Source organism: Arthrobacter sp. MPF02, assembly GCF_046605375.1.
GTDB lineage: Bacteria > Actinomycetota > Actinomycetes > Actinomycetales > Micrococcaceae > Arthrobacter.
In genome coordinates, this window is sequence record NZ_CP176772.1 from 512,148 (window position 1) to 524,043 (window position 11,896).

At 66.0% G+C, this 11,896-nt stretch carries 8 protein-coding genes; 2 read left to right on the top strand and 6 right to left on the bottom strand.

Features of this window, described 5'->3' with window-relative positions:
- Positions 1-83: 83 nt before the first annotated feature.
- Positions 84-290: a hypothetical protein gene (locus tag ACLH0K_RS02445; RefSeq protein WP_411375288.1), complete on the top strand. Its 207-nt coding sequence runs from the start codon at positions 84-86 to the stop codon at positions 288-290.
- Between the two features lie 151 nt (positions 291-441).
- Positions 442-2,733: a 4-alpha-glucanotransferase gene (gene malQ / locus ACLH0K_RS02450; RefSeq protein WP_411375289.1), complete on the top strand. Its 2,292-nt coding sequence runs from the start codon at positions 442-444 to the stop codon at positions 2,731-2,733.
- Positions 2,734-2,805: 72 nt separating this feature from the next.
- Here the strand turns inward: malQ and ACLH0K_RS02455 are convergent, their stop codons facing one another.
- The 6 genes from ACLH0K_RS02455 to ACLH0K_RS02480 form a co-directional block, all read right to left on the bottom strand.
- Positions 2,806-5,805 (bottom strand): alpha-amylase family glycosyl hydrolase, encoded by a 3,000-nt coding sequence (locus ACLH0K_RS02455; protein WP_411376539.1) that lies wholly within the window; start codon positions 5,803-5,805, stop codon positions 2,806-2,808.
- A gap of 305 nt (positions 5,806-6,110) precedes the next feature.
- On the bottom strand, positions 6,111-7,157 hold the full coding sequence (locus tag ACLH0K_RS02460; protein ID WP_411375290.1) for a lactonase family protein: 1,047 nt from the start codon (positions 7,155-7,157) through the stop codon (positions 6,111-6,113).
- A 364-nt stretch (positions 7,158-7,521) separates the two neighbouring features.
- Complete coding sequence (locus tag ACLH0K_RS02465; RefSeq protein WP_411375291.1) at positions 7,522-9,432, bottom strand: DUF222 domain-containing protein; 1,911 nt, start codon at positions 9,430-9,432, stop codon at positions 7,522-7,524.
- Between the two features lie 555 nt (positions 9,433-9,987).
- Positions 9,988-10,533, bottom strand: a complete 546-nt coding sequence (locus tag ACLH0K_RS02470) for a hypothetical protein (protein WP_411375292.1) — start codon at positions 10,531-10,533, stop codon at positions 9,988-9,990.
- A 127-nt stretch (positions 10,534-10,660) separates the two neighbouring features.
- Positions 10,661-10,927, bottom strand: a complete 267-nt coding sequence (locus tag ACLH0K_RS02475; RefSeq protein ID WP_138138129.1) for a GlsB/YeaQ/YmgE family stress response membrane protein — start codon at positions 10,925-10,927, stop codon at positions 10,661-10,663.
- Between the two features lie 134 nt (positions 10,928-11,061).
- Positions 11,062-11,895 carry an aldo/keto reductase gene (locus ACLH0K_RS02480; protein WP_411375293.1) on the bottom strand — a complete coding sequence of 278 codons (834 nt, stop codon included), beginning with the start codon at positions 11,893-11,895 and terminating at the stop codon, positions 11,062-11,064.
- Position 11,896: the final 1 nt, after the last annotated feature.

Genomic DNA, 11,896 nt, shown 5'->3' on the forward strand with positions numbered 1-11,896 from the left:
GTTGGTGCCGGGCGGCAGCGCTCTCGCTTATATTGGGGCATGGCCACCCCAGCACCGCTGATCAGTTCCTCAAGCTGCACGACATGATCATCGGCAGCACCAACGTGAGCGGCTTCCTCACGGAAGTTTCCGCGCTGGCCGCGGCAACGCTGACCGGGACTGCCGGGACCAAGATCGAGTGCGGAGTGACCCTGCGGCAGCGCAAGCGCAGTGCCACCGTGGCCGGAAGCAGCGAGCGGGCCCGGGAGCTGGTGAACGGCGGCGCGGTCAGCACGCACTTCGAGCCCTGAATCCGGTATCCCTCCGGCGTGTGGCACCAGCCGCATTTCGTCTGCACGCCGCCCTGCAATAATCTGAACCAACGGTTGTGCGCGGGGGTGCAAACGCCCGGTACAACAGGCAGCACTGTAAGTTCGGGCCCACCAGACAAGGCGGACACGCATGACGGCTTTCGACCAGCAGCACGCACCACAACCAGGGAGGCCCGCAGGCCCTCCTGACCCGCCTGCCTCCGCGGTCCCGGGAACCGCTGCCCCAGGCACCGCAGCCTCCGCAACCGCTGCCGGCGAACCCGTCGACCCGCACCTGCTCCAGCAGCTCGCTGACGTCCACGGGGTGGGCACCTCGTTCCAGGGCTGGGACGGCCTGCCGCACAGCGTGGCGGAGGAGACCCTCATCAAGGTGCTCTCAGCCCTTGGCGTAAAGGCGCACACCAACCAGCAGATCCAGGACGCCCTGGTGGAAGCGGAACTGGCGCCGTGGCGGCGGATGCTGCCTCCCGCCGTCGTGATCCAGCAGGGTGAACCGGCGCAGGTCCCGGTGCATGTGCGCGACGCTGCCACAGCCAGTGTGACCGTTAGGCTCGAAGGGGACGGGGGATCGCGCGAAGCCGTTCAGCAGGACGTCCGGGTGCAGCCCCGGGAGGTTGACGGCGTCTCCGTTGGCCGCGCCACCTTCGCCCTCCCGCAGGACCTGCCGTTGGGCTGGCACACCCTGCACGCCGAGTCGGAGGGCGCCACGGCGTCCGCCACGCTGGTTGTGACGCCTGCGAAGCTGGACACCGCAAGGGAGCTCGAAAAACGCCGCGGCTGGGGATTGGCAACCCAGCTCTATTCCGTCCGGTCGAAACGCTCCTGGGGCATTGGCGACTTCGCGGACCTGGCCGATCTCGCGGCGCTAAGCGGTGCCCGCGGCGCCGACTACATCCTGGTTAACCCGTTGCATGCGGCCGAGCCGGTCCCGCCGGTGCAGCCATCGCCCTACTCGCCGTCCACCCGCCGGTTCTTCAACCCGCTCTACATCCGGATCGAATCCGTCCCCGAACTGGCCTACCTCCGGCCCCGCAAGCGCGCCGCACTGGAAAAGCTTCATGAGGAAGTGGCCGGACTGAACAAGGACGGCGGGCGCCTGGACCGGAATTCCGTCTACGCGGCCAAGCTCCAGGCGCTGGAACTGCTCTACCACACCCGCCGGTCACCGGCACGGCAGGCTGCTTTCGAAGAGTTCTGCAGGGCGTCCGGCCGCGGACTGGACGATTTCGCACTCTGGTCCGCCATCCGTGAGGACGTTGCGCCGGATGACCCGCTGTGGACCGATCCTGACTTCGCCCTGGGCACCCCGCAGGCCGAGGCATTACGGCAAAAACTCGCCGACCGGATCGGCTTCCACCGCTGGCTGCAGTGGATCTGCGACGAGCAGCTGGAAAGTGCGCAGCAGGCGGCACTGCGGTCAGGGATGCGGCTGGGCGTGGTCCATGACCTCGCCGTTGGCGTGGACCACAGCAGTGCCGACGCCTGGACGCTCCGCGACGTCCTGACCCCCGCGAGCAGCGTGGGTGCCCCGCCGGACATGTACAACCAGCAGGGCCAGGACTGGGGCCAGCCGCCGTGGCATCCCGCCCGCCTCGCCGAGGCAGGCTATGCACCGTTCCGGAACATGCTGGCCACCGTGCTGAGGCATGCCGGCGGCATCCGCGTGGACCATATCCTCGGGCTGTTCCGGCTTTGGTGGATTCCCAGGGGCAACAAACCTGGCGACGGCGCCTACGTGCGTTATGACCACGAAGCCCTGATTGGCATCCTCGCCCTCGAAGCCCAGCGGGCCGGAGCCGTGGTGATCGGCGAGGACCTGGGAACGTTTGAACCGTGGGTGCGGGACTACCTCGCTGCCCGCGGGATCATGGGCACGTCCATCCTTTGGTTCGAGTACGACGGCGATTCGCCCCTTGCGCCTGAAAAGTACCGCACGCAGGCGCTCGCCAGCGTCAACACCCACGACCTTCCGCCCACGGCAGGCTACCTCGCCGGGGACCACGTGGCCCTTCGGAGCAGCCTTGGCCTGCTGGAGCGCTCCGAAGCCGAGGAACGCGCCGAGCACAACGCGTCCCTGGACAAGATGTTCGCCCTGCTGCGGGAGCGGGGCTACCTGCCGGAGGGCGGTTCAGCCGCCGGGCCGGGTGGTTACGGTGGTGCCACGGAGGAACAGGCCATCGAAGCCTTGCACTTGCTGCTGGCGCAAACGCCGTCGGTCCTGCTGGGCGTCGCCCTCGTGGACGCGGTGGGGGAGCGGCGGGTACAGAACCAGCCCGGCACCACCGAAGCGCTCTACCCCAACTGGCAGGTGCCGCTGGGCGGACCGGACGGCAAACCCGTACTCCTTGACGACCTTCCCGCCAATGCGCGGTTCAACGCCCTGCTCGCGGCGGTGGAGGAGGCCCTGCGCCGGAACGATTAGGATCAAACAGGACTGCGGGCCCGCCCCGGAGGGTGGGCCCGCAGTTTTGGCGATCAGGTGTAGCTGGCGTTGTCAGCCCGCGGTGGTCACGTGGTTGGCGTGGTCGTAGCGGAAGGTGACCGGGCCGCCGTCGTGCTGCAGCACGATGTTGGCACCCGGGCTTGCTCCGCCCGCACCGTAGCTGATGTCCCAGGAGCGGTTCAGCGCAGCCTTGAACTCGTAGCTGCCGGCAGGCAGGTCGGGGACGGTCAGCTTCCATACCAGGTCGGCCGGGTCCAGGGTGAGCTGGGCCTGGTCGCAGGCCGGTTCCCAGTCGCCGGAGCAGCCGAGTTCACTGTTCAGGCTTCCCGGCACGGACACCGCGGAGGGCTGCTGGGATGCGTATCCGGCAGTGAGCACGTGGGTGCTGTTGTCATAGCGGAACGTCACCGGACCGCCGTGGTGGTCGAGGACGATGTTCTGCCCGTTGAACTGGCCGTCCTTGCCGTAGTTTTCGTCCCAGCTGCCGTTGAGGGCTGCCTTGTACTCGTACTGGCCGGCCGGAAGGTCCACCGTCAGCCGCCAGATCCTGTCAGCCGGGTCCAGCGTCATCATCGCCTGCTCACAGGACGGCTGCCAGGGTTCGGTGCACCCCATGGCCTGGTTCAGGGAACCCGCCACCGTAACCGAGTCCGGCTGCGGCGCGTCGCCGACCCTGACTGTGCGGATATTGCTGGCGACATCGAATCCGGGACCGGCCATGGTTGCCCGGTAGCGGATTTGCGTGCCATCCGCTAACGCCGACACGTCATCCTTGACCAAGTACACGGGGGAAGAATCATCGGATCCCACCGCCGTCCAATCCCCGTTGTCCACGCTGCGTTCAAACGCCACCTGGTAGCCGGCTTTTTCCGGACCGGCTGTGGCACTGAGCTCCACCGTGCCCCGGACGCCGCTGCCCTCCTCAGGCTTCTGCAGCGTGAGGAGCGGCGCGGGGACCGCCGCCGTGCGGGCCGCGCTCGTGGCGGTGTGGCCGCCGTTGTCCAGGACGGTGGCACGGTATTCCACTGGAGTGCCGGCGTCCAGGGCGGCGACGTCGTGGAACACCTGGTACGGGGCGGTGTCGTCCGTGCCGATCGGCTGCCAGTTCCCGCCTGCCTGCTTTGCTTCGAAGGTGACCTCATAGAACGAGGCTCCGTCGACGTCGGCCGTTACCTTGAGGCGGCCGTTGTCACCGGGTGCCGCGGCAGGTTCCTGGAGTACGACGGCGGGCGCGGCCTTGGAGTGTGGGATCCGGCCAGAGGACTGGTAGACGACGGCGGACAGTGGCGGGACCGTCACCGTGAGCTTGCCGGCTGCCGAGGTCTTGGCTGCGGCAGCCGCGTCACCGTAGACCTTGGTGTAGTTGCGCTTGCCGATGTAGGTGGGAACCTCTGCCGTTTGCGCCTGTTCGCTGTTGTTCAGTGCCACCACGTACTCGCGCTGGTCCTTCGCATTTGTCCGGGAGAAGGCGTAGATACCGGCGCCCGCGGATGCATAACGGTGCTGGTGGGCGCCATTGCGCAGGGCGGGATGTTCCTTGGTAATCTTCGCCAATTCGCTGATCCTGGCATACAGCGGATGGCTGGTGTCGAAGTTGTCCGTGGCATGCGTCGCGTCTGTTCCCAGCAGGTCGTCGTCGAGGTATTCGGGAACCTGACTGGCGAAGAGCGTCTGCCGGGCGTCCTGGTCGCCGCCCGGGCCCGTGAAACCCTGCTCGTCGCCGTAGTAGACCACGGGGTTGCCGCGGGAGAAGTACATCAGCTCGTGGGCCAGCCGGTCCCGGGCCACCTGTTCAGCGTCGCTCGAGCCCGGGTTGTCAGCGGCAATGAAGCTGCCGATGCGGCCCATATCGTGGTTGCCCAGGAACGTGGGCAGTTGGTAGACGTTGGAGTCGGCGTCCGTGTACCAGTCGTCACCGGCGAAGAAGGTCTCCAGGGCGCGGGTGTCCTGGCCCTTCGACGCGAAACTGCGGGCGGCGTCCTGGAACGGAAAGTCCAGCACCGCCTGCATCTGGTTCCGGGTGGTGAACTGCGAGGTGAAGCTCTTGGTGGTGTCAAACACCTCGCCGAACATAAAGAACTCGTCCTTGCCCTGTTCCTTGGCATAGTCCAGGACGTCAGGGCCGAATTCCTGCCAGAACTCGTTGTTCACGTGCTTCATGGTGTCGATCCGGAAGCCGTCCACACCAAAGTCGCCGATCCAGGTTTTGTAGATCTCCTTCATGCCGTCCACCACCGTGGGGTGCTCCGTGAAGAGATCGTCCAGGCCGAAGAAGTCGCCGTAGTAGGCGTCCTCGCCCGCGAAGGTCGTGTCGCCCCTGTTGTGGTAGAGGGTGGGGTCGTTCAGCCACGCCGGAACTTTCAGGTCCTTTTCGCTCTCGTCCAGCACGGGCACGTAGGGGAAGGACGTGGCGGCGTCGAGTGCAGGGAAACTGCCGGTGCCTGCGTAGTCGCGGTCATCGAACTCGTTGCCGGCAGCGTCCCGGTAGGGCACGGGGTCCTTGGACTCGTATCCCTTGCGTGCGCCGTCCTGGTAGCCGATGACGTCCGCGGTGTGGTTGGTGATGATGTCGAAGTAGACCTTCATGCCGCGGGCGTGGGCGGCATCGATCAGGGCTTTGAGTTCGTCATTGCTGCCCAGGTGGGGGTCGATCTGCGTGAAATCGGTGATCCAGTAGCCGTGGTAGCCGGCCGACTTGTCTTCCGGCTGCACCGCTTTGTTCTTAAAGCTTGGTGTGAGCCAGATGGAGGTAGTACCCAGGCCCTGGATGTAGTCCAGCTTGTCCAGCAGGCCGGCCAGGTCGCCGCCGTTGTAGAAGCCCTTCTTCGTGGGGTCGAAACCGGAGACCATGGGGTCGGGGCCCAGTCCGCCCTGGTCGTTGGCTTTGCTGCCGTTGCTGAACCGGTCCGCCATAACGAAGTAGAAGTTTTCGTCGGTGACCGGGGCACGGAGCGAGTGGACGGCGCCCGCTGCGCCATGGTCCTCCTTGGGGCCGGGTGCGGCCTGTGCGGGGAGTACGGCGGCAGACACCGTGACGGCGGCTGCCACCAGGCCTGCCGCGCTGCGGCGGCAGATGGTGCCCGCCCGGGCAGTGGGGGTTTTGGGTTGTCGGGATGTTCTTGGGGCTTGCGACGGATGGCGCGGGTATGCGCTGGCAGGGGTGCTGGGTCACAAGGAGTGAGACCTTCCTGGTGAGCGGCGCTGCTGTACAGGTTTGCCGTTCGGTAACGGCTGGCGGCACGGATGCCGGTTCACAGAGCCGTACTGTTTTGTGAACCACCTCACACTGTAAGCGCTTGCATGGCACAACTCCAGCGTTTCGGAAAAGCCAGCTGCAGGAAGGTCCGGCGCGGTGGCTACCGTTCGGGGACGAGCGCGGTGGGCGAGGGGGTTGTGACGTTGTGGACCACGGCGCCGGGCAGGCCTGTGACGGGGTCCAACGCGAAGGTGGCCACGTTGTCCGACCGTTCATGGGCCACGTGAAGCCAGTTTCCACGGACCAGGTGGTGGCGGGGCCAGTCACCGCCGCTGGCGGCATCCCGGACCGGCAGGAGTTCGGTACCGCCGCCACCCACCTCCAGGGTGCTGATGATATTGGAGCCCCGGACGCCCACATAAGCGAACCGTCCGTCCTGGCTGAGGCAGATCTCGGCAGCCGAATCGCCGGACTGGCTGCCTCCGGACGTTGCCGGGCCCCGGAACACCAGTTCGAAGGTTCCCGCCTCCGGCCGCACGATGAAAACCTCCACGGAGTACTCCGAGACCACAAACACGTTGCCGTTTGAGTGCTGCGCCAGATGGCGGGGGCCGCTGCCGTACGGCAAAGCAACCTCGTGATCGGCCACCAGGCCGGTGCCCGGCTCATAGTTCCATATGCGCAGGGTGTCGTGGCCCAGGTCGGTGGTCATGATGCGACCGTCCTGAAGCATCAGGCTTGTGTGCGCCCTGCTTTGCCTCGGCTCACCAGGAGAGAGGCTGGCGTGCGGGTCAACCGACGGTGGGGCGGGCAGCCGCCCGGTTATGCCGCCGTCGGCATCCAACTCATAGAGCAGGACCTGGCCGTCACCCCAACAGGCGGCAGCGACGAAGCGCCCCTGCCGGTCAACCGCAACGTGGCAGGTTGCTTCGCCTGCAGCGTGTGACGGGCCCTGCGGCTCCAAGCCGAAAGCCCCGGTGCGGCGGTAGGCCTGCACCCTCTTCCGTTGTTCCGCTACCGCATACACAACGGGCAGGCTCGGGTGGACGGCAACGAACGACGGCGACTGGGCCGGTACCGCCGTGCCAAGCCATTCAAGGCTCCCGTCCTGGTGCTCACGGAGGGCGCCGATGCCTTCAGCCCGGCCACCTCCGTCAGGAGTGTAGGTGCCGGTCCAAATGATGGTGTCGCTGGTGGCTGAGGTCATGGGTCCATCCTGCCAAAGAAACCCCTGCCCTCCGGTGCCAGCGCGGCCCCGGTTAGCATCATTTTGAGTCCCAATGATGTGTTCACCGGCCCACCGGAAGGCGTGCCATGCCCGCTGCTGCTGAATCGCTTTGCGATCTCCCGGCCTTTGCCGGCGTCGTCTCTGCTTTGCGGAAGGCCGGGTGCGTCTTTGCTCTTGGTTGCGGAAGCCGACCGCATTCCGGCCGCCTCCGCCGGCCCGCTCGGCACGCTGGCGGTTGATCCGCTTTGGAACCGGGGCAGTCGGTGCAGCACTCCTTGCCACACAGGGTCCCGCGGCCGGTGCACTGCTTCCTTTGGTTGGCTGTCCTTGTCGCGAGCTTTAATTATTCGCGTGGGTGGGGTGGGGGTTTGAAGTAGTGGTTTTGTTGGGGTTTTCGGCTGGGGTCTATGTGGGGTGGGGGGATGAAGGTTGGGGTGTTGTGGTGCGTGGTGATGGTCCATTGTTCTTTGTGGATGAGGTGGTGGTGGTGGCTGCAGAGCAGGACGCCGTTGTCGGTGGTGGTTGGGCCGTGGTGTGACCAGTAGGTGATGTGGTGGGCTTCGCACCAGGGTGCGGGGGCGGTGCAGTTGGGGAAGGCGCAGCCTTGGTCGCGGGCGGTGAGGGCGAGGCGTTGGGCGGTGGTGAAGAGCCGGGTTTTGCGGCCGAGGTCGAGGATTTCGCCGTGGGTGCCCAGGAGTGCGGGGATGATGTCGGCGTCGCAGGCGATCTTGCGGAGCGTGGAGGCGGGGACGGGTCCGCTGTAGGCGAAGTCCCCGGTGCCGGTGGAGGCGGCTGGTTTTGCTGTGGTGGGGAAGAGGTCGCGGTAGTTGATGGTGGCGATGATTTGGGGTCGGTTGCCGCCGGTGGCGGGGAGTTGGTTGGTGATGAGGCCTGCCTGGACGGCGGAGAGGATGCCGTCGAGTTGGCGTTGGGGCCGGCTGCGCAGGTCCAGTTCCGGTTCGGTGCCCGGGGTGGGGGTGCTGCTGTTTTGGGTGCGGGGGTTGGTGGCGGTGTTCATGGCAGTGGCAAGGTATTCGTATTGGCCGGTGGTGGCGAAGATTTCGAGGTGGTGCAGGCCGTGGCGGGGTTTGCGGATGAACAGGCCCTGGGTGTGGCGGAGGGTTTCTTCGGGAGGTTCGATGCCGTCGGCGTCGATGGTGTCGGCCCAGCGGCGGGCAACGCGGGTGAGGAAGTCGGGGTCGGCGGTGGCCGCGGTTGTGGTGAGCTGGTGTTCGATCCGGTCCAGGGTGTCGGGGCTGGTGTGGTGGCGGAGCCGGTCCAGGGTGGCGGTGATGATCGTGGCCGCGTGCGAGGACACCACCGGCGCACCCGCCACACCGGTCGTGGCGGTACCGGCTTCGTCAGTGCCGGCGCCGGTGGTGGGGGTGAGGGCGGTGGCGAGGTGTTCGTGGGTCGGGGGCAGGGGGTCGCCTGTGATGGCGGTGCGGGGCAGGACCTGGGCGGCGAGGATGAGGCGGCGGCGTGCTTCGCGGACGGGGATGCGGAGCCGGAGCCGGAGGAATTCTGCGGTGTTGCGGCAGCCGTCGTCGACCGGGGAGGTGATGCCGGGCCGTTGAGGGGCGGGGGCGGGCCCGGGCCAGTTGGTGTCGGTTTCGTTCAGGACATCGACACCGTCGGCGTTCCAGCCGGTCACCCGGGTCCTGCCTGCCGGTGATGGGTCGCGGGACTGGCGTGCCCGGGCGGCTGCTGCGTCGGTGATTGCCTGTGTGCGGGTGCGGTCCACGGCGCCGGCGGCGAGGATTTGCAGATACTCCACCGTCCGGGACAGTTCCTCGACCTGCCCGGCGAACAGCGAAGCCTCCACATGACCGGCTGAGGCCAACACCTCCGGAGCCGCCGCAGCAGCCCCGGCAAGGACCCCGACAATACCGGCCACATCCAACGAATCGGGGACGGAAGGTTCCAGCAGCCCGGCCCCGGACAGCTTCAGGGCTTCGGTGGCGGTGCGGTGATGGCCGTGGCCGGATGCACTGCCGGCTGCCGTCTCCTCGATGTTGGTGGCTGCTGGCTCGCCGGCGGTGCTGTTTCTATCGACATCAGGGGCGGCTGGCTCGCCGGCGGTGCTGTTTCTATCGACATCAGGGGCGGCTGGCGCGGCGGCGTGAAGGCGGGCCGGGGGCCGGCGCCGCGTGTCGCCGTAGTACGCCCCGAAAGGGCGCCTGCCCCAAGGAAACCGCGGCAGCGGAGCAGCAGAACCGCCGAACTCCGCAAGCTGATCCCCAAGTTCCTCCATGGGCCAACTCTTCCAGAGACCACTGACAAAACCCTCCACCCACCAGCGCTATGTGGAAAACCAGCAACTCCTGCTGGTGCGGGAGAATTGCCCTATCTTGATCCGAAGCTGCATATTCGCCCGGATACGGAAAACTAGGGTTGCCATAGTGGTCCGCCCTGGACCATGCCAGCTTTGGTGGGGGGGGGGGGGGGATCAGATGGCTGAGAAACGGCGTTCCGGGACGGACCGGGGAGACGGCAAGGAACAACAGGCGCCCAAACCGCCTGGCCCGGCAAAGCGGCAGGGTGATCAGGACCCGCCGGAAGAAGAGCAGCAGCCCCGCAGAATCCCGGGCCTCAATGGGTACGACCCGAAATTGTGGCCGGACGTGTGCCGGTAGGTTGTGGGATGCCGCCAACAAGAGCAACCCCAAGCCGACGGCTTAAACGCTGCCGGCCGCCGCGTCCCCCAAGGATCGCGACGGCCGGCACGGCGATTCAGTTGTAGCACAGATCAGTCAGCAACCGTTTGTCACACCGGTTACTGCACCATGGACAGCCACTGCCCGGAGAATCAGGCCTTTGAGCCGGGCTCGTCCGTGGTGCCCAGGTTTATGGTTTCCGCGTGCGTGCTGTGAGCGGGGATGTGGTCCTCGCCGAGCTCGGTTGCGTCGCTCAGCGTCCCGGAAGTACCGGCGCCGCCCGTTGACGGGCCGCCTGCGGCACCCGCCGCACCCAGGTTCCCGGAAGTTCCGGGGGTGTTGGAAGTATCCGCTGCCCCGAATCCACCTGGAGTGGTTGTTCCGGAGGTAGTTGCGGAGGTCGCGGCGCCGGAAGTTTCAGGCTTGCCGTTGCCGGACGCGCCGGAACCTCCGTCCCGGTGCATAGCAGAGCCAAGAACCGTTCCTGCCCTGCGCGCTGCTTCCGTCAGCTGGTCCGCGACCTCGGGCGCCTTTTCCTTGATGGCCCCCGTAGCAACAGCCACCTTGTCCTGGACAGGCTTGCTGTCCCAGATACCCGCTGCGCGGGCTTTGAGCTTGTCATACGCTGCGCGTCCGGACCGGGATCCCAGGACGTAACCGGTGGCGATGCCAATGCCCAAAAGAAGCTTGTTTTTCACGATGAACTCCTGCTCCGTGGAAAGGTTTCCAGTTCCGGCGGCGGCGGAAAAGCAGCGCAGCCGGGGATATGGACAACCGGCCCGGGGGATTGTGTCCCCAGGCCGGTTTCCCGGCTTGCGGGCTGAGTTAGCCGCGCACGCCGCGCTTGGCGATCATGCCGTACACCAGCAGCACAATCAGGGCACCGCCGATGGCCAGCAGCCAGGTCTGCAGCGAGAAGAACTCCTGCAGTCCGGTGCCGAAGATCATTCCACCGATCCAGCCGCCCAGGAGTGCTCCCACGACGCCCAGAACCAGGGTGACGAGCAAGCCGCCGCCCTGCCGGCCCGGAAGGATCGCCTTAGCGATCGCACCAGCAATAAGTCCGAGAATCAGAAATGCAATAAATCCCATTTTTCGCTCCTCTTCCTAAGTAAAAGGACGCCTCCGAAACCCCGGAAGCACTTCATCCTTCTGCTCAATAGTAATCATGCTTACTATCTGTTTGCCAACCCCGGTGACAGGAAAAACTGCATTTCAGGGCTGTTTCAGTGCCCGGTGACATCCGAGTCATTGCCCGCTCCGGGACCCTCGTCCAGGATCGCGAGTTCCGCGAGATCCTGCGGATCCAGGACGAAATCGAAGATGTCCAGGTTCTCCCTCATCCGCTCCGGATTCGCCGTTTTCGGAATTGTTACAAATCCCTGCTGGATGTGCCACCGCAGGACCAGCTGACCGGGCGTTTTCCCATGTTTTTCAGCCAGCTGGGACAGGATGGGAGCGCCCAGCAGGCTCGCTCCGGAACCTCCAAGCGGAGAATAGGACTCCGTGACAATGCCGTACTTCTCATGGAATTCCCGTTCCTCGGTCCGGGTGACAGCCGGGGTCAGCTGGATCTGGTTGACGGAGGGAACCACGTCAGTCTCCGCCATCAACCGTTCCAGATGTGCCGGCTTGAAATTCGACACCCCGATGGAGCGCACCTTGCCCTCCTCCCGGAGCCGCTCAAACGTCTTCCAGGTGGAGATGTACTCATCCCGAGAGGGCAAGGGCCAATGGATCAGGAGCAGATCCACGTAATCCAGCCCCATCCGCTTCAATGAGCCATCAAGGCCTTCCACAGCACGGTCGTTGCCCTGGTGCTCGCCGTCCACCTTGGTAGTGATGAACAGTTCGCTCCGGTCCACGCCGCAGGCCCGGATGCCATTGCCGACGCCTTTCTCGTTGCCGTACCGCACAGCGGTGTCGATGTGGCGGTACCCGGCTTCCACAGCCTGGACGACGGCGGCAGCCGCCTGGTCGTCGTCCAGTGGCCAGGTGCCAAGACCTACCTGCGGGATGGAGTATCCGTCATTGAGTTTGATGAGCGGTGCAAGTGTCATC